The organism is Dietzia sp. NPDC055340 (genome assembly GCF_053645335.1).
Genome location: NZ_JBSHML010000004.1, coordinates 91,537 through 114,957 on the forward strand (window position 1 = coordinate 91,537; position 23,421 = coordinate 114,957).

Annotated in this window: 16 protein-coding genes; 12 read left to right on the plus strand and 4 right to left on the minus strand. The window is 70.0% G+C overall.

Annotated elements, in window-relative coordinates; genetic code table 11:
• Positions 1-57: 57 nt before the first annotated feature.
• Both mdo and ACWIFB_RS03850 read right to left on the minus strand, forming a co-directional pair.
• The gene (mdo, locus tag ACWIFB_RS03845) at positions 58-1,329 is read right to left on the minus strand and encodes an NDMA-dependent methanol dehydrogenase (RefSeq protein WP_452099759.1); all 1,272 of its coding nucleotides are present in this window, start codon (positions 1,327-1,329) and stop codon (positions 58-60) included.
• Between the two features lie 216 nt (positions 1,330-1,545).
• Positions 1,546-2,727 (minus strand): GAF domain-containing protein, encoded by a 1,182-nt coding sequence (locus tag ACWIFB_RS03850; protein ID WP_452099758.1) that lies wholly within the window; start codon positions 2,725-2,727, stop codon positions 1,546-1,548.
• Between the two features lie 137 nt (positions 2,728-2,864).
• Here ACWIFB_RS03850 and ACWIFB_RS03855 point away from each other — a divergent pair, with 137 nt between their 5' ends.
• Complete coding sequence (locus ACWIFB_RS03855; protein WP_452099757.1) at positions 2,865-4,652, plus strand: AMP-dependent synthetase/ligase; 1,788 nt, start codon at positions 2,865-2,867, stop codon at positions 4,650-4,652.
• A gap of 63 nt (positions 4,653-4,715) precedes the next feature.
• Here the strand turns inward: ACWIFB_RS03855 and ACWIFB_RS03860 are convergent, their stop codons facing one another.
• A complete protein-coding gene (locus tag ACWIFB_RS03860; RefSeq protein ID WP_454057369.1) occupies positions 4,716-6,524 on the minus strand; it encodes an AMP-dependent synthetase/ligase in 1,809 nt (602 codons plus the stop codon).
• A 174-nt stretch (positions 6,525-6,698) separates the two neighbouring features.
• Between ACWIFB_RS03860 and cysK the strand changes: the two genes are divergently transcribed.
• The 4 genes from cysK (at position 6,699) to fdhD (ending at position 10,513) form a co-directional block, all read left to right on the plus strand.
• Positions 6,699-7,634, plus strand: coding sequence for a cysteine synthase A (cysK, locus tag ACWIFB_RS03865; protein ID WP_230930894.1), 936 nt, complete (start codon positions 6,699-6,701; stop codon positions 7,632-7,634).
• On the plus strand, positions 7,634-8,242 hold the full coding sequence (gene epsC, locus ACWIFB_RS03870) for a serine O-acetyltransferase EpsC (RefSeq protein ID WP_452099755.1): 609 nt from the start codon (positions 7,634-7,636) through the stop codon (positions 8,240-8,242). The genes cysK and epsC overlap by 1 nt, the downstream gene beginning before the upstream one ends.
• Positions 8,243-8,421: 179 nt before the next feature.
• Entirely contained in the window at positions 8,422-9,744 is a 1,323-nt protein-coding gene (locus ACWIFB_RS03875) for a glycosyltransferase 87 family protein (RefSeq protein ID WP_452099754.1), read from the plus strand.
• Positions 9,692-10,513 (plus strand): formate dehydrogenase accessory sulfurtransferase FdhD, encoded by an 822-nt coding sequence (gene fdhD, locus ACWIFB_RS03880; RefSeq protein WP_452099753.1) that lies wholly within the window; start codon positions 9,692-9,694, stop codon positions 10,511-10,513. The genes ACWIFB_RS03875 and fdhD overlap by 53 nt, the downstream gene beginning before the upstream one ends.
• 98 nt (positions 10,514-10,611) lie before the next feature.
• Here fdhD and ACWIFB_RS03885 read toward each other — a convergent pair whose 3' ends face one another.
• The gene (locus tag ACWIFB_RS03885; RefSeq protein ID WP_452099749.1) at positions 10,612-12,189 is read right to left on the minus strand and encodes an MFS transporter; all 1,578 of its coding nucleotides are present in this window, start codon (positions 12,187-12,189) and stop codon (positions 10,612-10,614) included.
• Between the two features lie 85 nt (positions 12,190-12,274).
• Between ACWIFB_RS03885 and ACWIFB_RS03890 the strand changes: the two genes are divergently transcribed.
• The 7 genes from ACWIFB_RS03890 to narH all read left to right on the plus strand — a co-directional run bounded on the left by ACWIFB_RS03890 (position 12,275) and on the right by narH (position 23,420).
• A complete protein-coding gene (locus tag ACWIFB_RS03890; protein WP_454057370.1) occupies positions 12,275-12,886 on the plus strand; it encodes a TetR/AcrR family transcriptional regulator in 612 nt (203 codons plus the stop codon).
• Positions 12,883-14,637 (plus strand): NTP transferase domain-containing protein, encoded by a 1,755-nt coding sequence (locus ACWIFB_RS03895; protein ID WP_454057371.1) that lies wholly within the window; start codon positions 12,883-12,885, stop codon positions 14,635-14,637. Before ACWIFB_RS03890 ends, ACWIFB_RS03895 begins: the two co-directional genes overlap by 4 nt.
• A gap of 48 nt (positions 14,638-14,685) precedes the next feature.
• Positions 14,686-15,150, plus strand: a complete 465-nt coding sequence (locus ACWIFB_RS03900) for an RrF2 family transcriptional regulator (protein WP_452099746.1) — start codon at positions 14,686-14,688, stop codon at positions 15,148-15,150.
• Positions 15,151-15,306: 156 nt separating this feature from the next.
• On the plus strand, positions 15,307-16,569 hold the full coding sequence (locus ACWIFB_RS03905; protein WP_454057372.1) for a globin domain-containing protein: 1,263 nt from the start codon (positions 15,307-15,309) through the stop codon (positions 16,567-16,569).
• A gap of 178 nt (positions 16,570-16,747) precedes the next feature.
• Positions 16,748-18,025, plus strand: a complete 1,278-nt coding sequence (locus ACWIFB_RS03910; protein WP_454057373.1) for an MFS transporter — start codon at positions 16,748-16,750, stop codon at positions 18,023-18,025.
• Positions 18,022-21,765 carry a nitrate reductase subunit alpha gene (locus ACWIFB_RS03915; RefSeq protein ID WP_454057374.1) on the plus strand — a complete coding sequence of 1,248 codons (3,744 nt, stop codon included), beginning with the start codon at positions 18,022-18,024 and terminating at the stop codon, positions 21,763-21,765. The genes ACWIFB_RS03910 and ACWIFB_RS03915 overlap by 4 nt, the downstream gene beginning before the upstream one ends.
• The gene (gene narH / locus ACWIFB_RS03920) at positions 21,765-23,420 is read left to right on the plus strand and encodes a nitrate reductase subunit beta (RefSeq protein ID WP_452099742.1); all 1,656 of its coding nucleotides are present in this window, start codon (positions 21,765-21,767) and stop codon (positions 23,418-23,420) included. The genes ACWIFB_RS03915 and narH overlap by 1 nt, the downstream gene beginning before the upstream one ends.
• Position 23,421 lies beyond the last annotated feature (1 nt).

A 23,421-nucleotide genomic window follows, 5' to 3' on the forward strand; every position in this document is an offset into this window, starting at 1 on the left:
GCTCGCCCGCCCCGGGAGGTTCGTGCGTCCGTGCCGGTCGCGTGAGTACCGGCCGCGTCAGTACGAGCCGGTCATCGCGTGCTCGACCATCGGGATCAGCGACTCGACCGTGGACTCGCGCGGGTTGCCGGGCGTGCACGCGTCTTCCATCATGTGCTCGGCGATCCTGCGGACGCTCTCGGCCGAGGTGTCGATCACCGTGCCCTTGTTCTCGTACTTGCCGGTGCCCATCTGGTTCTTCGCGTACAGACCCGGGGTGATCTGGCTGAAGTTGTCGGGGATGCCGACGTCCTTGGCGAGCCGGATCGCGGCCTCGACCGCCGCGTCGGCGGCCTGGACGGTGCTCATGTTCCGCGTGTCCACGCCCATCTGCGGCGCGAGCTCGGCGTAGCGCTTGTAGCGCGCCGGCAGGTTGTACTCCCATACCCGCGGCAGGGCGATCGCGTTGTTCAGTCCGTGGTGCGTGTCGTAGAACGCGCTGATCGCGTGGGACAGAGAATGGACCATCCCCAGCCCGCCCGAGTTGAACGCCTGCGTCGCGATGTACTGGGCGTTCATCATCCCGGTCCGCGCCTCGAGGTTACGGGGATCGTAAACCGCCGTCGCGAGGTTGTCCGCGACGAGCTTGGTCGCGTAGAGCGCGTTGCCCAGCGACGGGGCGAAGTCGAGCCGGGACACGTACGGCTCCGAGCAGTGCGCGAGGACGTCGAACCCGCAGTAGGCGGTGAAGTGCTGGGGGCAGGAGTAGTAGAGGAGCGGGTCGTCCATGGCCAGTGAGACGAGGCTCGCGTCATCGAACGCGACCCACTTGTGCGGGTTGTCCATGTCCGAGGTGTCCGTGATCACGTACGCCCACGAGGTCTCGGCCCCGGTGCCGGCCGTGGTGGACACCGCGATATGCGGTGGGTTCTCGAAGTTGGTCGACTTCGAGAAGCCCTGGAACTCGTTGATGTTGCGACCGTCGTGTGCGATCACCACTCGAGCGCCCTTGGCGGCGTCGTGGCTGGAGCCGCCACCGACCGAGATGATGCCGTCGCACTTCTCCGAGTTGTACAGCGCGGCGGCGTCCATGACGTTGTAGTCCTTCGGGTTGGACTCCACCTTGTCGAAGACCACCACGTCGAGGCCCTGGTACTCGATCTTTCCCTTGAGCTCCTCGATGATCCCCGAGCCGCGAAGGCCCGTGGTCATGATGAGCACGCGGGTCATGCCCAGCTTCTTGGCCTCCACGCCGAGGATGTCATGCGCCCCGACGCCCAGCAGTGCTTTGGGGAGGGGGTGGAACTCCTTGATCGGCATGTCCCAGATCTGATTCAGTTCGATCGCCATGTGCGCCTCCTGCTCGGCGGGCCCCCGTCGAGCGACGGCGGCAGTGTGTGTGACATGGCTCACTATGCGCAGCCGAACGAGGTGCGGGAACGGGCCTACGACGACTCCCGTCTGGTCAGAGCGCCCCAACCGTCCGAGCGGCGCCGTCGCACCTGCCCGGTCGGACGGGTCCGGCGCCGGATCGCGCCGAGCAAGGCCCCGTGGGCCGCCCGCGCATCACGCTCCCAGACGCCCGTCCAGAACGCGGGTCATCGACGCCGCCGCCGACCTGCTCGCCGGGGGCGTCCCCGGCGCGACGGAGAGGGCCCGCCACGCCTCCGGATCGTCGCGACCCGGCCCGGCCACCCAGTCCCTCAGATCCTCCGTCGACCCGGCCGCGAGCACCGCCGCCCGCACCCGGGCGTGCAGCCCCTCGCGCAGCTCCACCACCCCGGGCGCATCCGAGGCCGGGAGCAGGGGTCCGCGGTAGGCGGCCACCGCGGCCGAGACGTCGCGCCCCAGCAGGTCCTCGACCTCATGGGCATCGGTTCCGAGCAGCCCCGGGTCGAGCCGGTACGGCCGCGAGTCGATCGACGCCGGACCCAGCACGCGACGCAGCCGGGACAGTTCCGCGCGGACACTCACCTCGTCCAACCTGCCCTCCGCGAGCAGTTCCGCGAGCGCCCCACCGGACAATCCCTCGGGGTATGCGGCCAGCAGCAGCAGGATCTCGGCGTGGCGGCCGGTGACGGGCCCGTGGCCCTCCAGCGCGGGCCGGTGGGTGCCCAGCACGGACAGGCGACGCGACGATCCGGACGTACGCCCAGTCCACGTCGACGATCCCGACATCGCGGCCCGCAGCTCCGACTCGACGAGCAGCACGGTCGCCCTGACGAGGGCCAACATCTCGTCCGACGCCGCGGAATCCCGGCCCGTGACATCGATGCCGCCGATCACCCGGCCGGTGATCGGGTCGTGCACCGGCGCCGCCGAACAACTCCACGAATGGGCGGGTGCCAGGTAGTGCTCCTCACCCCGGACCCGCACCGGGACATCGTGACGAAGCGCCAGGCCGGGCGCGTTCGCACCCACGACCTCGTCGCTCCACAGGGCCCCGGGCACGAAGGCCATGCGTTCGGCTCTCGTCCGGACGCCCCGATTGCCGTACAGCCACAGCAGGCGCCCGTCGGCGTCCGCCACGGCCACGAGATGGCCGCTGTCCACGACCCCCGAGACCAGGACCTTCTCGACGATCGGGAGCACCGCCGACATCCGGTTGCCGTCCCGATGCGCGGACAGCGCGGCGCCCTGGAGGTCGACCACCGGGTCCGAGCGCTCCGGATCGATCCCCAGTCGCCTGCTTCGCTCCCATGACCGGGCCACCATCGTGGCGGCCGCGGGCCGTGCACCTGCGGACATGTCGCCAGTGTAACCGTCGTCACAACAACATGATGCGCGCCTCATAAAAGGTTTCCGATAGACCGTGCTCGACACAGATCGTGAGCGGACCTCTACACTTGCCAGTGACACAGGCCACAAAGACCTAAAGGATCGCGATGACGACCGAGTTCGCCAGCCCGCCCCCCGCCAAGCCCTTCCCCGATCAGAACCTCGGCCGAATCGTGTTCACGAACGCCGCGGAGGCACCGAACGACGTCGCCGTGCTGCGGCTGGTCGGCAGTGACTGGAAGGAGGTCACCTGCGCCCAGTACCTGGAGGAGGTCAAGGGCGTCGCCAAGGGCCTCATCGCCAAGGGCGTCAAGACCGGTGATCGCCTCGCCATCATGAGCCACACCCGCTACGAGTGGTCGCTCATCGCCTGGGCCGCGTGGGCCGTCGGTGCCGTCACCGTCCCGATCTACGAGACCTCCTCGTCCGCCCAGTGCAACTGGATCCTCACCGACGCCGGCGTCTCGCTCGCCGTGGTCGAGGACCTCGAACTTCGCGAGGTGCTCACCGCGGAGACTGACTGGAAGGGCGACATCCTCGTCATCGAGAACGACCTGATCGCCCAGCTCAGCGAGGCCGGGGCCGGCGTCTCGGACGAGGAGCTCGAAACGGCCTCGTTGTCCACGGGCCACGAGGACACCTGCGCGATCATCTACACCTCCGGCACCACCGGCAACCCCAAGGGCTGCGAGATCGTGCACGGCGGGTTCGGTGGCGTCGTCGTCTCCGTCGAGGAGCGCCTGCAGGACGCGTTCGTCCCCAACAGCCGCACCCTGATCTTCCTCCCGCTCGCCCACGTGCTGGCCCGCATCCTCGAGGTGGCCTGCTTCTACAAGCGCGTCGCCGTGGCCCACGAGCCCGACACGACCAAGGTCGTCGAGCGCCTGGCCGAGATCCACCCGACGTTTCTGGTCTCGGTCCCGCGCGTGCTCGAGAAGGTCTACAACTCCGCCGCCGCCAAGGCCGAGACCGCGGGCGGCGCCAAGGCCAAGATCTTCAAGGCTGCTGTCCAGACCGCGATCGACTACTCCATGGCCCTCGAGAACGGCGGCAAGCCGTCGACCGGCCTGGCGCTCAAGCAGAAGCTGTTCGCCAAGCTCGTGTACTCGAAGCTGCACGAGGCCCTCGGCGGCGAGTGCAACCGCATCATCTCCGGCGGCGGTCCCCTGGGCGCCCGCCTCGGCCACTTCTACCGCGGTGCGGGCTTCGACCTTCTCGAGGGCTACGGCCTCACCGAGTCCTCGGGCGTGCTCACCGTCAACCCGATCAACGCGGCCAAGATCGGCACCGTCGGCAAGCCGATCCCGGGCGTGACCATCCAGATCGCCGAGGACGGCGAAGTCCTGGCCAAGGCCAAGACCCTGTTCAAGGGCTACTGGCAGAACCCGCAGGCCAACGAGGACGCGTGGACCGGAGACTGGTACCACACCGGCGACATCGGCGAGCTCGACCCGGACGGCTACCTGTCCATCACCGGTCGGAAGAAGGACCTGATCGTCACCGCCGGCGGCAAGAACGTCTCGCCGTCGCAACTCGAGGATCTGCTCTCCTCCGATCCGCTGATCAGCCAGGCCGTCGTCGTGGGCGACAACCGCAGCTACATCGCGGCCCTCGTCACCATCGACCCGGAGACCTTCCCGGGCTGGGCCGAGAAGCACGGCAAGACCGGCTCGGTGTCCGATCTGATCCAGGACGGCGACCTCGTGGGCGCCGTGCAGGACGCCGTGGACAGGGCCAACAAGTCCGTCTCCCGCGCCGAGTCCATCCGCAAGTTCAAGATCCTCGCTGCCGAGTTCTCGGTCGAGAGCGGCGAGCTCACCCCGACGCTGAAGCTCAAGCGCAACGTCGTGCACGAGCGGTTCGCGGGCGACATCGAGAACCTCTACACCACGTAGGACCCCCGAACGCCGGAGCGCCCGGACCCTTCCCAGGGCCCGGGCGCTCTCGCTTTGGTCCGATCAGGCGTACATGCCCTCGATCTGCTCGGCGTAGCGCTCGGCCACCACGTGCCGCTTGACCTTCAGGGTCGCGGTCAGCTCCCCCGACTCCTCGGTGAAGTCCCGGTGCAGGACGGTGAACTTCTTGACGCCCTCGGCCTGCGAGACCTGCCGGTTGGCGTCGTCCACGGCGAACTGGATCTCGGCCTGCAGTGCAGGGTCGGCCACCAGGTCCTCGGCCGGCTTGCCGACGTGTCCGTTCTCCGCGGCCCAGGCCTCGAGCTCGTCCTCGTCAACCGTGATCAGTGCGGACACGAACTTACGGGCCTCACCGATCACGACGGCGTGACCGACCAGGCGGTGCGCCCGGATCCCGTCCTCGATCGGGCCCGGTGCGACGTTCTTCCCGCCCGCGGTGACGATGATCTCCTTGGCGCGGCCGGTGATCGTCAGGTAGCCGTCCTCGTCGAGCGATCCGAGGTCCCCGGTGCCGAACCAGCCGTCACGGAGGGCTTCCTCGGTGGCCTTCTGGTTGTTCCAGTAGTGGTCGAAGATCAGCGGCCCGGCCAGTTCCACCTGTCCGCTGTCGGTGATCCGGACGCTGGTGCCGGCGACCGGCCGACCGACGGTGCCGATGCGCTGGCAGCCGGGCCCGTTCACGGTGGCGGCGGCGGTGCTCTCGGTGAGGCCGTAGCCCTCGTAGATCGGGACGCCGAGTCCGCGGAAGAAGTGCGAGATCCGGTCCGGCAGGGCGCCGCCTCCGGAGATGGCGTACTCGCACCGGCCCCCGAGCGCCTCACGGACGGCCTTGTAGACCGCCACGTCGAGAGCCTTGTACTGAATGGTGTGCACAAGCGAGGGTCGGCGGGCGTCGCCCAGACCGTCGCCGCCGCGCAGCTCGCTGGCCTCGATGGCGATCGCCTCCGCGCGACCGAAGATCTCCTCCTGCAGTCGGCCCTTCGAACCGGCCTTGGCGGCGATCCCGTCGCGAACTTTCTCGAATACGCGCGGGACACCGAGAATCATGTGCGGCCGGAAGTCGGCGAAGCGCGGCAGGATGGTCGAGGTGTCATCCCAGAACCCGACGGTGGCCTCGCCCAGGAACACGGTGTAGGTCACGGCGCGGGCGAGCACGTGGGCGAGTGGCAGGAACATGAGCGTCTTCTTGCCGTGCTGCGCCATCGAGCCGATGGGGTGGTCGAGCAACGCGTGGCACTCCGACAGGAGGTTGCGGTGGGTGATCACGCAGCCCTTGGGCCGTCCTGTGGTGCCGGAGGTGTAGATGATCGACGCGGGGGCGTCGGGGTCGAGGGTGGCCAACGAGGCCTCGAGGGTCTCGGGTGCGATCGAATCGCCGTCGGCCTCGAGGGCCTCGAGCCCGCCGTCGTCGAGGTAGAGGACACGGGTGCAGGTGGCAGGGACGTCGGAATCGCCGACGACGACGACGTGGGCGTCGGTTTCGGCCACGAGCACCTTCGCCTCGGAATCGGTGAGGATCCACTCGAGCTGCCCGGCCGAGGACGAGGGGTAGATCGGCACGGTGATGGCGCCGGCGGTCCAGACAGCCAGGTCGACGAGCACCCATTCGAGGCGGGTCCCGGCCATGAGCGCGACCCGGTCACCGGGTTCGACACCGGAGGCGACGAGTCCGGCCGCGATGCGGTCCACACGGGCGACGAGCTCCGCGTTGGAAACGGATCGCCACTGGTCGCCGTCGTGATACTCGAACGGGACGGCCCGTGGGTCCGTGGCGGCGCGTCCGCGCGCCACCACCGGGATAAGGTCGGAACCGGTGAAGGTTCGCTGGGTGGGGACGGTGATCTCGCGCATGCCGGTTGCGGCCTTTCGGACGACGTCGAAATGGAGCGCAGTCGATTATCGACCGGACACCGCACCTGTGGCAATCTGTCGGGTTTTCCCGATCGCACCCTCGTGCCTTGTCGTCGCATCACGTAGACTACGCAATAGACAGATCGGTTCATTCTCTGCAGAACGGAACACATCATGGCGCAGATCTACTCCGACATCACCGAGACCATCGGCCGTACCCCGCTGGTCCGTCTCAACTCCCTGACCGAGGGCATCCAGGCCACGGTGCTGGCCAAGCTCGAGTCCGCGAACCCCGCCAGCAGCGTCAAGGACCGCATCGGCGCGGCCATCATCGACGACGCGGTCGCCTCCGGCGGCCTCAAGCCCGGCGGCACGATCGTCGAGGGCACCTCCGGCAACACCGGTATCGCCCTGTCCATGGTCGCGGCCGCCCGCGGCTACAAGGCCGTCATCGTCATGCCGGACACCATGTCCGTCGAGCGCCGCGCCATCATGCGCGCGTACGGTGCCGAGCTCATCCTCACCCCGGGTTCCGAAGGCATGAAGGGCGCCGTCGCCAAGGCCCAAGAAGTCGCCGACAGCCGCGAGAACGCCGTCCTCGCCCGCCAGTTCGCCAACCCGGCCAACGTCGACGTGCACCGTCGCACCACGGGCCCGGAGATCTGGGAGGACACCGCCGGTGAGATCGACCTGTTCGTCGCGGGTATCGGCACCGGCGGCACCATCTCGGGCGCCGGCAACTACCTGAAGTCTCAGAAGTCGGACATCCAGATCGTCGCCGTGGAGCCCAAGGACTCTCCGCTGCTCACCGAGGGCAAGGCCGGCCCACACAAGATCCAGGGACTGGGCGCCAACTTCGTGCCGGAGATCCTCGACCGCGAGGTATACGACGAGGTCATCGACGCCACTCTCGAGGACTCGTTGGAGGTTGCCAGGCGCCTCGGCAAGGAGGAGGGCATCCTTGCCGGCATTTCGTCGGGTGCCAACGTGTGGGCCGCGCTCGAGGTGGCCAAGCGCCCCGAGAACGCGGGCAAGACCATCGTCGTGATCGTGTGTGACTACGGCGAGCGCTATGTCTCGACGATGCTCTTCGAGGACTACCGCGACTGATGTCAGGTTCCTCCGATCGCCCGGTGGGGCTCTTGCGCACTCTGCGTGAGGACCTCACCGCGGCGCGTGCACACGACCCGGCAGCCCGGGGTGACGTCGAGAACGCCGTCGTCTACTCCGGCCTGCACGCCATCTGGATCCACCGCCTGTCCCACCGCATGTGGCACTCCGGCGGGGCCGGCCGCACCGCCGCGCGTGTCCTGTCGCAGTTCGCCCGCTTCCTCACCGGGATCGAGATCCATCCCGGCGCGGTGATCGGCCGGCGGTTCTTCATCGACCACGGCATGGGCGTCGTGATCGGTGAGACCGCGGAGATCGGCGACGACTGCATGATCTACCACGGGGTCACCCTCGGAGGCGTCTCGCTCAAGCAGGTCAAGCGGCATCCCACGCTGGGGGACCGCGTGACCGTCGGCGCCGGGGCCAAGATCCTGGGGCCGGTCGAGATCGGCGCGGACTCGTCGGTCGGAGCCAACGCCGTGGTGGTCAAGGACGCCCCCGCCGACTCGATCGTCGTGGGCATCCCGGGCGTCGCCAAGCCCGCCAGGTCGACCAAGGAGGAGCTGCGCGAGGCGCAGTTCTATATCGACCCGGCCATCTATATCTGAGTCCCGGGCCCCGGCCCGGGAGGGGGGCCGGACCTACACCGTCTGGCCCCGATGAGGCCGTCACGCCGCCGTCACGCCGCCGCCACGCGCATCAGCGCGGGCGCCCCGGCGGTGACGGCCTCATTATTCTCTCCGCATTCGCGCGAACCGCTGCCCGTCCGGGTCTAAGCTCAGCCCCGATGCGCTCGTTACCCACCACCGTGTGGCTCCGGGGGCCGCTGGCGATCCTGGCGCTGTCCTCGGTCTTCATGGTGCTTCGCTTCCCGGATGAACGGACGCCGTGGTGGGGCATCTACGGCAACCTGCTCGATGTCAACGTCTACCGGTGGGGCGGGCAGGCGGTCCTCGGGGCGATCCCGCTGTACGAGGGGCTGCTGACCGGCGCCGACTCGGGGCGGTTCTACGCCCCGATGCCGTTCACGTATCCGCCGTTCTCGGCCCTGCTGTTCACCCCGCTGACCCAGGTAACGCCCGGCCTGATGGAAGCCGGCTGGACCGCATTGACGGTGGGGCTCCTCTATCTCGCGATCCGCATGTGCCTGCGCACCCTGGGCTACCGGTCCGACCGCGTGACCGTGCAGGTCGCGGTGTGCCTGACCCTGATCTCGCTCTCGCTGGAGCCGGTGCGCACCACCGTGTGGCTCGGCCAGATCAACGTCCTGCTCCTGGTGCTGGTGCTGGCGGACCAGCTCGCCTCGCGGTCCGGTCGCCGCTGGGCGGGCATCGGCTCGGGGATCGCCGCCGGCATCAAGCTCACCCCGGCGTTCTTCTGGGCTCACTGGGTGCTCACCGGCCGGTGGCGGATGGCCGCGGTCTCCGGGCTCACGTTCCTCGGCACCGTGGCGCTCGGCTTTCTGGTCATCCCCCGTGATGCCATCCGATACTGGTCGGGGACCCTGCTCGATTCGCAACGGATAGGGCAGGACTCCCTGGTCGCCAACCAGTCTGTGCGCGGGGCCATCGCCCGTCTCGCCGGGCTGGAGATGGCCCCCACCTGGGTCTGGTTGATCGGCGCCGTTCTCGTGGCGGTCGTCGGTCTGACGGTCGCGGCGTTGGCGCATCGCGCCGGGCATCAACTCCTCGGGCTGACGCTGGCGGGGATGACCATGACCATGGTCTCGCCCTTCACCTGGGGTCACCACTGGGTCTGGCTTGTCCCGCTGCTCGTCTTGACGCTGCACTACGCGATCTCGGCCGGTCGCTGGTACGTGTGGCTCCTGCCGCCGCTGGTGTGGGCGGCGGGAGCCAACTGGGTCCAGAGTTTCCCGGACACCAACTTCCCCGACGACCGCTGGGTGGGGATGGGCCTGTTCATGCTCGGCGGCGATATCCCGTCGGTGGTCTTCTCCACGATCACCAACGTGTATCCGCTGATCTGGCTGGTCGCGGTGGCCCTCACGGCGCTATACCTGGGAAAGGGGTCGGCGGTGACGGCTAGGCTGGCCGACTATGGGACGGCGGACGACTCGTCACCCCGCGCTGAGGATCATCGCCGGGGCTGACACCAGGCGAGAGGTGGCGACCCTCGCTGTCGAGGAGCCGCTCGAGATCCGTGTCGGCGGTGCGCCCTTCGTCGTCACGATGCGGACCCCGGGCGACGACATGGATCTGGCCGCCGGCCTCCTGGTCTCCGAGGGCGCCATCTGGGATCGCGAGCACCTGCCCACGATCCAGTACTGCACCACCGTCAGCGGGCGCTCCGAGCAGGACTACAACACGCTCTCGCTGACCGTCTCGCCCGACGTCCCCGAGCCCAGGTCGGCGCGAACCACCACCATGACCAGCGCGTGCGGGGTCTGCGGCGTGGACTCGATCGACGAGGTCCGCCGCACCACGCACTTTCCTCTCGGCCCGGTCGAGCCGCTCGTCGCGGCCGAGGTTCTGTTGTCCCTGCCCCGGCGGCTCCGCGAGCACCAGCGTGTCTTCGACAGGACCGGCGGGGTACACGCGGCCGGACTGTTCACCCCGGACGGGGAGCTGCTCTGCCTACGCGAGGATGTGGGTCGACACAACGCGGTCGACAAGGTGGTCGGCTGGGCCCTCCGAGAGGATCGACTCCCGCTCGGCGACACCGTCCTCCAGGTGTCCGGCCGGGCGTCGTTCGAACTCGTACAGAAGGCGTCGATGGCGGGGATTCCCGTACTGTCCGCGGTCAGCGCGCCCTCGTCGCTCGCGGTGGATCTCGCGGTCGACGCGCGCGTGACGCTCGCCGGCTTCAGCCGCGACGACCGGGCGACCGTCTACGCCCACCCCGAGCGCATCCACGACTGACGACCTCCGCATCTCTCTGACCTGCACCCGCCGGGCGTCGTGAGGCCGCTACTCACGACGCCGATCACCATCGAGAACCCGACCTCCAACAACGCGAACTACAACTGATCCGACGCGGAACCAGCCGCCGCGTCGACACCGGCCCGCCGCACGTCACCCTGCGGCACGTAACCGCGGCCCGGGGCCACGAACAGCAGCAGGACCGCCGCCCCCGCCGCGACCAGCCCCAGCGCGACCAGCGAATCGGAGATGCCGGCAGCGAAGATCTCCGCGGCGGCGTCCACGATCGGCCGGGCGGCGGGCCCGGCTGCGTTGCCGAACTCGATGGCCCCGGCGAACGAGCCCTCCACCGCCGGCCGGCCCGCCTCGGGCACGCCGGGCAGCACCTCCACGATGTCGGAGGCATACCGCCCGGCGAGAATGCTGCCGCCGATCGCGATGCCGATCGCCGCGCCGATCTCCCGCATCGCGTCGTTCACGGCCGCCGCGACACCCTGCTCGTCAGCGGGGATGTCCGAGACGATGGCCGAGGTCGCGGGCGCGGTGGACAGCCCGAGCCCGGCTGCGGCGATGCACAGCGGCCACAGGACATCCCAGTACCCGGAGTCCACGGTGAGCCTCGAGAGCAGGAGCATGCCCACGGCGATCCCGCCGACACCCACCACGGACACCACGCGCAAACCCACGACGTCGGTGATCCTGGGCGCGATGACCGACAGCACCATCACGGGCACCACCATGGGCGCCAGGGCCATCGAGGCGCCGAGCGCGTCGTAGCCCTGTACCAGCTGGAGGAACTGAACGATGAGCAGGAAGAACCCGAAGATCACCAGGAACTGCAGCGCCACCGAGACCGACCCGGTGGAGAAGCCGCGGCGCCGGAAATAGCGCACGTCGAGGAGCGGGTCCGAGGCGCGCAGCTCGACGCCGATGAACGCGACGAGGCTCACCACGGCCACGACGAGGGCCACCACGACGAAGGGCTCGCCGAAGCCGGTCTGCGCGCCCTCGATGAGCCAGAAGACCACACCGCCCACGGCCAGGGCCGAGAAGATCGCGCCCGCGACGTCGGGCCGACCGTGCCTGGCCGCGACGGACTCCCCGATCGTGAACGCGGCGAGCAACACCAGGAGGCCGATCACGGAATAGACGAGGAAGATCGACTTCCAGGACCACACCTGCAGCATCAGCCCGGAGCCGACGAGACCCACGATGCCGCCGATCCCGGCGAAGCCCGCCCACATGCCGACGGCCATCCCGCGCTGCTCGGGCGGGAAACTGGCCGTGAGCAGCGACAACGTGGACGGCATGACGAACGCGGCGCCCAGCCCGGCGACGCCGCGCAGGACGATGAGCCAGGTGGGCGAGTCGAGCAGGAGTGGCAGCGCGGAGGAGACCGTGAACAGGGCGAGCCCCGCGATGAGGGTGGCGCGGCGCCCGAATCGGTCGCCGAGGGCGCCGGCGGTGAGAACGAGTGCGGCCAGGGCGAGCGTGTAGGAGTCGACGATCCAGGTGAGCTCGGCCTGGGTGGCGCCGATCGCCACCGCGATGTCGGGCAGCGAGGTGTAGAGCGCGGACATCGTGGCCACGACGATCGAGACCGCGACCAGGCTGACGAACAGCAGCCAACGCCGCCGTCCTGCGGACAGTTCGAGCACGGGCCCTCCCGGGGTCATCGCGAGAAACGCTACCAACGGTATCGCTTCCTTCCGTACACCGTAACGCACGAGCCGACCGACGCGGCGGGCCACAATGGACACCATGCCCTCGCCCATCGATCCTCGCCGCGCCCGCTCGCGCGGCAAGTTACTGGACGCCGCCGCGGACCTCCTCGTCTCCGGGGGCGCGGCGGCGGTGACGGTGGAGGCGGTCACGCGCCTGTCGGGCGTGGCGCGGACCACGCTGTACCGCAACTTCCCCTCGACGGACTCGCTCATCGCCGCGGCGTTCCGGCGCCTGCTACCCACCCCGGAGCCGCCGCCGGCGGACCTGTCGGTGCGCGGGCAGCTGGTCCACCTGTGCGCCGCCCTGACCCGGCTCATCCAGACCGTGCCCATGCAGCAGTCGATGCTCGGCTGGCTCGCCATGGGGCGCGGTGCCTCCGACGACGACGAGGTGGGCGAGCTGCGCCGCAGCGTGGTCGAGTCCTACGCCGCACCCCTCCACGAGGTCCTCTCCGCCGCGGAGGCCGACGGCACGCTCACCCCCGGCGACCGCGACCTCGCCGTGGCTCAACTCGCCGGCCCCGTGGTGCTGGCCCGCATCATCGGCCTGCGCCCGTTCACCGAGACGGATGTCGAGCGACTCGTCGACGACTTTCTGCGCGATCGCCTGGCCACCCCGGAAGAACGGCGACAGGAGAGCCTGCAGTGAGGGGCACCGTCGGCGCGATCATCCTCACCGGCGGCCGGGGCAGCCGGCTCGGCGGGGTGGACAAGGCCCGGCTCCCGGTGGCCGGTCGGCCGATGGTCGAGACCGTGCTCGGCGCCGCCCGGGCCGTCGCGGGGCCGGCCATCACGGTGGGACCGGGTGGTGACGCCCGCGAGGACCCGCCCCATTCCGGACCGGTCGCGGGAATCGCCGCGGGACTGGCGTGCCTTCCGGACGGTGTCGACGTCGTCGTCGTCGTGGCCTGTGACCTTCCCGAACTCGACGCCGGCACCCTCCGCGCGCTCGTCGACGCCGTGCGCACGTCGGGCGCGGCGGCCGCGCTCGGCGTGGACGCCGCCGGTCACGAGCAGTACCTCCTGGCCGCGTGGGACCGCCGCGCGCTCGCCGCGCGCCTGGCGCGACTCGAGGCCACGGGCGGCACGGCCGGACGAGCGGTGCGCGCCCTGTATGACGACGACGATACCGTCGCCACGGGGTTCGTCCACGTGCCCGTCGGCGCCCAGGCACTCGACGTCGACACGTGGGCCGACCTCGCCGGGCGTGGGCCGGTGGCGCTCGCGCACGTCGGCCCGGTCCTGGCCGCGGGCCTGGATGCCGTGCCGGCGGCCCGGCTGGCGCTGCTCGACGCCGTGGGCGCGGTGCTGGCGGCGCCGCTGGTCGCGGCCGATCCGATGCCGCGCGGGCGGGTGTCGGCGATGGACGGGTACGCGCTGGCCGGGCCCGGCGCCTGGCGGCTGACCGGGGCCGCGCGGCGGGCCGGCGACGGTTCCGCGGCGACCCTGGAGCCCGGATGCGCGGCGCCGATCGCGACCGGCGCGCTCGCCCCCGCCGGGACCGACCGGGTGCTGCGCCACGAGTTGGTCGAGGTCTCGCCGCCGGGCGCCGGGCCGGCACTGGTCACCGCCCTGGGCGCGGCCGACGGGATCAACGACCTGCGGCCGGTCGGCGAGGACTGGCCGGTCGGGCACGCCCTCGCGCCGGAGGGCGCCACGCTCGACGCCGCGCTGGCCTCGGCGGCGCTGTCGTCGGGACTGACCGGGGTCGTGGTGCGGGGGCCGGTTCGGGCGACGGTCGTGACCACCGGCGATGAGGTGCTGCCCGCCACCACCCCGCCCCCGCTGCCCGACGGGCGGATCCGCGACACCGTCGGGCCGCTGCTCGGCGCGGTGCTCGCGCGCGCCGGCTTCGGGCCCGCCACCGCCGCGGTGGAACACTGTCCGGACACCGAGGCCGAATTCGAGGCGCTGCTGCAACGGCCGCGCGCGGCCGGGGAGGTGCTGGTGCTCGTCGGGGCCACCGGCCGCGGGGTGGCCGACCACCTGCGCCCGGCACTCGAGCGGGCGGGCGCCCGGATCGTGCTCGACGGGGTGCGGGTCCGACCCGGCGGCTCGCAGATCGTGGCGGCCCTGCCCGGTGGGGGCGTGCTCCTGGGACTGCCGGGCAACCCGCTGGCCGCGGTGTGCGCTGCCGCCAGCACCGGCCGCGCGCTGGTCGACGCCCTCACGGATCGACGGCGGACGCCTGTGCTCGCGCCCGTCCCCGCCCTGGCGGGACTGGCCGCCCCGACCCGATCCCGGATCCTGCCCGCGCGACCCGACGGCTCCGGCGGCTGGTCCGTGGACGAGCGGGTCCGTACCGCGCACCTCGCCGACCTCGCGGGGGCGCCGTCACTGGCCCTGATCCCCGAGGCCGCGGCCGGTTCCGAGCTGGTCGAGCTGATCGACTGGATCTGACGCCCCCGAAATGCGTTGTGCAAATTCGCATTATGGGATCATGGACGGGTGAACATCTCCCGTCACTCCGACCTCGCGCTTCGCACCCTCATGCTGCTCGCGGTGGGCGACCGGGACGGCGAACGGATGACCGCGGGCGCCATCGCCGGTTCGGTCAACGCCTCCCCCAGCCATGTCGCCAAGATCGTCTCGCGCCTGGTGGATCTCGAGGTCATCGCCTCGCGCCGAGGCCGCGGCGGAGGGCTACGGATAACCGACGTCGGGCGGAACCACTCCGTGGGCGCCCTGCTCCGCATCCTCGAGGGCCCCGGCGAGGCGGTCGACTGCGAGGGTGAGCAGCCCTGCCCGCTCGCCGGGAACTGCCGACTGCGCCGGGCCTTCGCCGAGGCCCGCGAGGCCTTCTTCGCCACCCTCGATCCGCTCACCGTCAACGACATCGTCCACTCCCCCACGCGGCAGATCCTGCTCACCCTGGAGCCGAGATTCACTCCGACAGTCGCGGAGCGGCCCTGACGTGCAGTTCCTCTGCACTACGTACGTAAAGCGCAAATATCCAGTTCAGGTGGGTATTCGAACTCACACAGCGTGAATGCGCATATCGAAGTCGGATTCTGGCAGGCTCGGACTCAACGCCTCCACACCCGTAGGGGCCGGTCCGGAAAGGCTGCCATGACCACGTCACTGATCTCCCTCGAGTCGATCCTCGCCCACCCCCGGGAGCTGTCCCCGCACAATGTCCCGGTCATCCGCGAGACACTGCCGGTCATCGGTGCCCACATCGACGAGATCACGCCGCTGTTCTACACGACGATGTTCGACAACCACCCCGAACTGATCCGCGACACCTTCAACCGCGGCAATCAGAAACTGGGCGCCCAGCAGCGCGCCCTGGCCGCCTCGATCGCCACGTTCGCCACCATGCTCGTGGACGGCAAGAGCCCGGTCGACCTGCTCTCGCGTATCGGACACAAGCACGCGAGCCTGGGTATCACCCCGGACCAGTACCAGATCGTTCACGACAACCTGTTCGCCGCGATCGCCCGCGTGCTCGGCGACGCCGTCACCCCCGAGGTCGCCGAGGCATGGGACGAGGTCTACTGGATCATGGCCTCCGTCCTCATCGACTTCGAGAAGGGACTGTACGCCGAGGCGCAGGTCGAGCCGGGTGACGTGTTCCGGACCGCCACCGTCGTCGCCCGCGAGGACGTCACGGACTCGGTCGCCGTCTTCACCCTCGCCGGGCCTGACGGCGAACGCCTCCCCGACTTCCGCCCCGGCCAGTACACCTCGGTCGGCGTGGTGCTGCCCGACGGCGCCCGCCAGCTGCGCCAGTACTCACTCTCGACCGCCTCCGGCGACGGCACCTGGCGGATCGGCGTACGCCGCGTGGACCCCACCGCCGGCGGCTGTCCCGCCGGCGAGGTCTCCGGCTGGCTGCACGCGACGGCCGAGGTCGGCACCACCCTGCAGGTCACGCTCCCGTTCGGCGACCTGGTCCTGGACCAGGCCGACGCCGGGACCGCCTCCGCCCCGGTGGTGCTGTGCTCAGCCGGCATCGGCATCACGCCGATGCTCGGCATTCTCGCCCAGCTCGCCGCGGAGGAGACCTCGCGTCGCGTGCTCGTCCTGCACGCGGACCGCTCCCCCGGCCAGCACGTCCTGGCGGGCGAGGTCGCCGGCGAGGCCTCCCTGCTCGCCGACGCCGAGGTGCACTCCTGGTACGAGGACGGTGCCGACACCGCTTCCGGCCCGGGCACCGTCCACCACGGGCTCATGGACCTGTCCGCGGTGCCGCTGCCCGCCGACGCGCACGTCTTCCTGTGCGGCTCCGCCGGGTTCCTACAGGCGGTACGGCCGGCCTTCCTGGCGGCCGGCATCCCGGAGGATCGGCTCCACGCCGAGCTGTTCGCGCCCAACGACTGGCTCGTCTGAGCCGCTCACTGTTGACGATGAAAACATTGCTGCGGCGAATATTTGCCCGGTAACGAACCCCGCCACATTCGTCGAACCGCCCACGGCGCGGTGACGGACTGTCGCACACTCGGGATTCGGGCCCGTTCCCCTGTCGTCCGTGCCCGACCCGCGAGACTCTGACGTGAAAGGACCGCCCGTGTCCTCAGGCTCCGACCCCGTGACCTCCGACCCCTCCGCCGCGCCCGCCATCGATCCCACGAAGGCCAACCTCGCCCTGGCACTGTGTTTCGCCGGGTTCCTGCTCACCTTCTGGGCGTGGGCGCTCATGGGCCCCCTCGGCGCCACCTACAAAGAAGACCTGGGGCTCTCCTCGTTCCAGCAGTCCCTGGTGGTGGCGCTGCCCGTGGTGGTGGGATCGCTCGGCCGGATCCCGGTGGGCGCGCTGACCGACCGGCTCGGCGGCCGCACGATGTTCCCGCTCATCGCGGCGTTGACGATCATCCCCACGCTCTTCGTCGGCTTCGTCGACAACAGCCTGATCGTCCTGCTCATCGGCGGCTTCTTCCTCGGCATCGGCGGCACCTCCTTCGCGGTGGGCGTCCCCACCGTCAACTCGTGGTTCCCGCCGAACCGGCGCGGCACGGCGATCGGCATCTTCGGCGCCGGCATGGGCGGCACCGCCGTCGCGGCGTTCACCACCCTGCGGCTCCGCGACGCCTTCGGCGACCAGGCCCCGTTCATCCTGGTGGCGGTCCTGCTGGCGATCTACGCCGTGACAGCCCGGATGCTGCTGCAGAACTCACCGGCCTGGGCACCGGCCCAGGGCAACTGGGTGGTCAAGGCCGCCAGGACGCTCGCCCGGCCCGTCACGCTCAAACTGTCGTGGATGTACGCGATGGGCTTCGGCGGGTTCGTGGCGTTCTCGGTGTACCTGCCGACCTACCTGCACAACTTCTACGAACTGGACATCGAGGACGCCGCGCTGCGCACCGCGATCTTCGTGGTGGTCGCCGTGGCGTGCCGCCCCCTCGGCGGTGCTCTGGCGGACCGGTTCGACGGCGGGTGGGTCCTGGTCATCAGCTACGTCGTCACCGGCCTCATGGCCGCGGCCGCGTCCGAGCGCATGCCCCTGATCGGGATCGACGACGGCAGCTTCTACCCGGTGGGCACGGCCGTGTTCCTCGTCATGGCCGCCTCGCTGGGCGTCGCCTCCGGCGCGGTGTTCGCCCTGGTCGCCGAACTGGTCGAGCCGTCCTCGGTCGGGTCGGTCACGGGCATCGTCGGCGCCGTTGGCGGGCTCGGCGGGTTCGTCCCGCCGCTCCTGCTCGGCTACTTCTGGACCGCCGACAGCAACTACCGCACCGGCCTGCTGCTGCTGTTCGCCCTCTCGGTCATCACCGCGGCGCTCACCTGGCTGTGGTTCCTCCGCAACAGTCGCAGCGCGTCCACCGCCACGGAAAGGACTCCGGCATGACCAGCACAGACCCCCGCCTGGACGGCCCCGCCTCCGAGGCCATCCTCAAGGCCGGCCGGTTCTTCCGCCGCGGCACGGCCTCCGACGATCTGCGCACCGTGACGATCGAGGGCGGCCGCGAAGCGGACGTGTTCTACCGCGACCGCTGGAGCCACGACAAGGTGGTCCGCTCCACGCACGGCGTCAACTGCACGGGCTCGTGCTCGTGGAAGGTGTACGTCAAGGAGGGGATCATCACCTGGGAGGCGCAGCAGACCGACTACCCGGACATCGGTGACGACATGCCGGGATACGAGCCCCGCGGCTGCCCGCGCGGTGCCGCCTTCTCCTGGTACACCTACTCGCCCACGCGGGTGCGCTACCCGTACATCCGCGGTCGCCTGCTCGAGCTGTGGCGGGCGGCGCGCGCCGAGCACGCCGACCCGGTGGACGCCTGGGGGTCGATCGTCTCCGACACCGCCAAGACCGCCTGGTACAAGCGTGCCCGCGGCAAGGGCGGCCTGGTCCGCTGCCGCTGGGAGGACGCCGTCGAGATCGCAGCCGCCGCCCACGTGTACACCGCGAAGACCGCCGGCCCGGACCGAGTCGCGGGCTTCTCCCCGATCCCGGCGATGTCCATGGCCTCGTTCGGGGCGGGCTCGCGGTTCATCGAGTTGTTCGGCGGCTCCATGCTCTCGTTCTACGACTGGTACGCCGACCTACCGGTGGCCTCACCGCAGGTCTTCGGCGACCAGACCGACGTCCCCGAGTCCGCCGACTGGTTCAACTCCTCCTACCTCGTGATGTGGGGTTCCAACGTCCCGGTCACCCGCACCCCGGACGCCCACTTCATGACCGAGGCCCGGTACAAGGGCCAGAAGGTCGTGGTGGTCTCGCCCGACTACGCGGACAACACCAAGTTCGCCGACGAGTGGCTGCACCCGCACCCGGGCACCGACGGCGCGCTGGCCATGGCGATGGTCCACGTGGTGCTCACCGAGTTCTACGCCCGCCGGGGCACGCCCGAGTTCGAGCGCTACGCCAAGCAGTACACGGACCTGCCGTTCCTGGTCACGCTGCGCACGCGCTCCGACGGGTCGGTTCTGCCGCACAAGTTCGTCACCGCGGACATGGTCGGTGCGGGCGTGCTCGCGGAGGATCCGGGCGAGAACGCGGCCAACAAGACCGTCCTGCTCGACGCGGTCACGGGTCGGCCGGTCGTCCCGAACGGCACGCTGGGCCACCGGTTCGGCGAGCAGGGCGCGGGCGACTGGAACCTGGATCTCGGCGAGGTCGACCCGGCACTGTCCCTGCTGGACACGCTCGAGGGAACCGCCGAGGTCACGTTGCCGCGCTTCGACACCACGCGCGGCGACGCCGGCACCATCACCCGTGGGGTGCCCTACCGGACCATCAGGGGCCGCGACGACGACGACAACCCCACGGACCTTCGCGTCACGACCGTCCTCGATCTGATGATGGCACAGTTCGGCGTGGGCCGGGAGGGGCTGCCGGGCGATTGGCCGACCGGGTACGACGACCCGCAGCCGTACACACCGGCCTGGCAGGAGGAGCACACCGGCGTCCCGGCCGCGCAGGCCGAGCGGATCGGGCGGGAGTTCGCCCGCAACGCGCTGGAGTCCGGTGGGCGCTCGATGATCCTCATGGGGGCGGGTACCAACCACTGGTTCCACTCCGACCTCATCTACCGGGCGTTCCTCGCGCTGACGATCCTCACGGGCACGCAGGGCGTCAACGGCGGCGGCTGGGCGCACTACGTGGGCCAGGAGAAGGTCCGCCCGCTGACCGGGTTCCAGCAGGTGGCGATGGGTCTGGACTGGTCCCGGCCACCGCGGCAGATGATCGCCACCGCGTTCTTCTACCTGCACACCGGGCAGTGGAAGTACGACGCGTACGGCGCGGACACCCTCGCCTCCGCGACCGGCGAGAACCGCTTCACCGGGATGAGCACCCCGGATCTGGTGGCGATGTCGGCGCGACTGGGCTGGATGCCCTCCTTCCCGACCTTCTCGGCCAACCCGCTCGACCTGGGGGACGAGGTCGCCGAGGCGGGCGTGTCCGCGGCCGAGCACGTGGTGGGCCGGATCAAGGACGGGTCGATGCGCTTCGCCGCCGAGGACCCGGACGGCCCCGGCAACTCCCCCAAGGTCCTCACCGTGTGGCGCTCGAACCTGCTCGGTTCGTCGGCCAAGGGTGACGAGTACTTCCTCCAGCACCTGCTGGGCACCGACTCGTCACTGCGCGCCGACCAGGCCCCGGAGGGGCACCGGGGTCGGGACATGGTGTGGCGCGAGGACGCGGAGGACGGCAAGCTCGACCTGCTCGCCACGCTCGACTTCCGGATGACCTCCACCACGCTTTTCTCAGACCTCGTGTTCCCGGCGGCCACCTGGTACGAGAAGCACGACCTGTCCTCGACCGACATGCACCCGTTCGTGCACTCGTTCAACGCCGCGATCGACCCGCCGTGGGAGACCAGGACGGACTTCGACACCTTCCGGCTGCTCGCCGAGAAGGTGTCGGAGTTGAGCCACGGGCACCTCGACACCCGCACCGACGTCGTGGCGGTCCCGTTGGCACACGACACCCCGGACGCCCTGGCCAACCCGGGCGGCACGGTGTCCGACTGGAAGGACGGCTCGTGTGAGCCGGTGCCGGGGCGGAACTTCCCCAAGATCGTCACTGTCGAACGCGACTACCGGCTGATCGGCGAGAAGTTCGGCTCCCTCGGGCCGCTCGCCGAGAAGGCGGGGATGCCGGTCAAGGGATTGCTGCTCAAGCCGGACGAGGAGATCGGCGTCCTGCTCAAGGCCAACGGCGAGACCCGCACGGGCGCCGGCCGGGGCCGCCCGCGCCTGGACACCGACATCCGCATGTGCGAGGCCATCCTCACCCTGTCCGGTACCACCAACGGGCGACTCGCGACCCAGGGTTTCGAGCAGCTCGAGGCGCGCACCGGCCGGGAGCTCGCCGATCTGTCCCGCGGTGAGTCCGGCAAGCGCATCACCTTCGCCGACACCCAGTCCCGACCGCAGCCGGTCATCACCTCCCCGGAGTGGTCCGGCTCCGAGCACGGCGGCCGCCGATACAGCGCGTTCGTCATCAACGTCGAACGGCTCAAGCCGTGGCACACGCTCACCGGCCGCATGCAGTTCTTCATGGACCACGACTGGATGGCCGAGGTGGGCGAGCAGCTCCCCGTCTACCGCCCGCCGCTCAACATGCACGAGCTGTACGGCGAGCCGGTGCTCGGCAGCACCGACGGATCCGGTGGCGCCGGCGCCGCACTGACGGTCCGCTACCTCACCCCGCACAACAAGTGGTCCATCCACTCGGAGTACCAGGACAACCTCCTCATGCTCAGCCTGTCCCGCGGTGGGCCGACCATCTGGATGAGCAGGGAGGACGCCGAGCTGATCGGGGTGGTCGACAACGACTGGGTGGAGGCGGTCAACCGTAACGGCGTCGTCGTCGCCCGCGCCGTCGTCTCCCACCGGATGCCGTCCGGCACCGTCTACATGCACCACGCCCAGGACCGCACGGTCGACGTGCCGATCGCGGAGGCCTCCGGTAAGCGCGGCGGCATCCACAACTCGGCCACGCGGATCCTCATCAAACCCAGCCATCTCATCGGCGGGTACGCCCACTTCAACTACGCGTGGAACTACATCGGCCCCACCGGAAACCAGCGCGACGAGGTGACGGTCATCCGCCGTCGCTCGCAGGAGGTGCAGTACTGATGCGCGTCATGGCCCAGATGTCCATGGTGATGAACCTGGACAAATGCATCGGGTGCCACACGTGTTCGGTGACCTGTAAGCAGGCCTGGACTAACCGGTCCGGCACCGAGTACGTGTGGTGGAACAACGTCGAGACCCGCCCCGGTCTCGGCTATCCGCGGACGTACGAGGACCAGGAGCGGTGGAAGGGCGGCTGGGAGCTGGGCCGGGGCGGCAGGCTGCGCCTCAAGGCCGGCGGGCGGATGAAGAAGCTGCTGGAGATCTTCTCGAGCCCCACCATGCCGTCGCTGGACGACTACTACGAGCCGTGGACCTACGACTACGACATGCTGGTCTCGTCCCCGCTCCAGGAGCACACCCCGGTCGCGCGACCCTACTCGCTCATCAGCGGCGAGCCGATGAAGATCTCGTGGTCGGCCAACTGGGACGACGACCTGGGCGGGTCGCCGACCCACATGAAGGACGACCCGATCCTGGCCAAGGTGGGCGAGGACATCAAGGCCGAGTTCGAAGAGACCTTCATGTTCTACCTGCCGCGGATCTGCGAGCACTGCCTCAACCCGTCGTGCGTGTCCTCCTGCCCGTCCGGCGCGATGTACAAGCGCGTCGAGGACGGCATCGTGCTGGTGGACCAGGACCGCTGCCGCGGCTGGCGCCAGTGCGTGACCGGCTGCCCGTACAAGAAGGTGTACTTCAACCACCGCACGGGCAAGGCCGAGAAATGTACGTTCTGCTTCCCGCGCGTCGAGGTGGGCATCCCCACCGTGTGCTCGGAGACCTGCGTCGGCCGGCTGCGCTACATCGGCCTGGTTCTCTACGACGCGGACAGGGTGCTCGCGGCGGCGTCGGTGCCGGACGAGCACGACCTGCTGGCCGCCCAGCGCGAGTGCTTCCTCGACCCGAACGACCCCGAGGTCATCGAGGCCGCCCGCGAGGCGGGCATCCCGGAGGACTGGATCGAGGGCGCGCAGCGCTCACCGATCTGGCAGCTCATCTCGCGGTTCGAGGTGGCCCTGCCGCTGCATCCGGAGTACCGGACCATGCCGATGGTCTGGTACGTCCCGCCGCTGTCGCCCATCGTCGACCGCGTCGCCGCGGACGGCGGCGACGGGGAGGACTCCGACACGCTGTTCGGCGCGATCGACACGATGCGAATTCCCATGGAGTACCTCGCCGAGCTGTTCACCGCCGGGGACGTCGACACCATCCAGACGGTGCTCAACCGACTCGCCGCGATGCGCACCTACATGCGCGACATCAACCTCGGCCGCGAGCCGCGGGGCGAGATCTGTGAGGCCGTGGGCATGAGCGAGGAGGACGTGTACGACATGTACCGCCTCCTGGCCCTGGCCCACTACGACGAGCGGTACGTCATCCCCACCGCCCACCAGGAGCAGGCGCATTCCCTCGAGGAGCTGGTCACCGACTGCAGCCTCGACTACGACGGCGGCCCCGGGATGATGGGCGATTCCGGCCCGTTCGGTGAGGGCTCGGGCGACCAGGCGCTGCCCATCGCGGTGGAGAGTTTCCACGCGTTGAAGCAACGCCAGACCTCGGACACCATCGCCTCCCCCGCGGACAAGGGTCGGCGGGTCAACCTGCTCAACTGGGACGGCCTCGGTACCGGCGGCCTCTTCCCGGGAAGGAAGGGCTGAG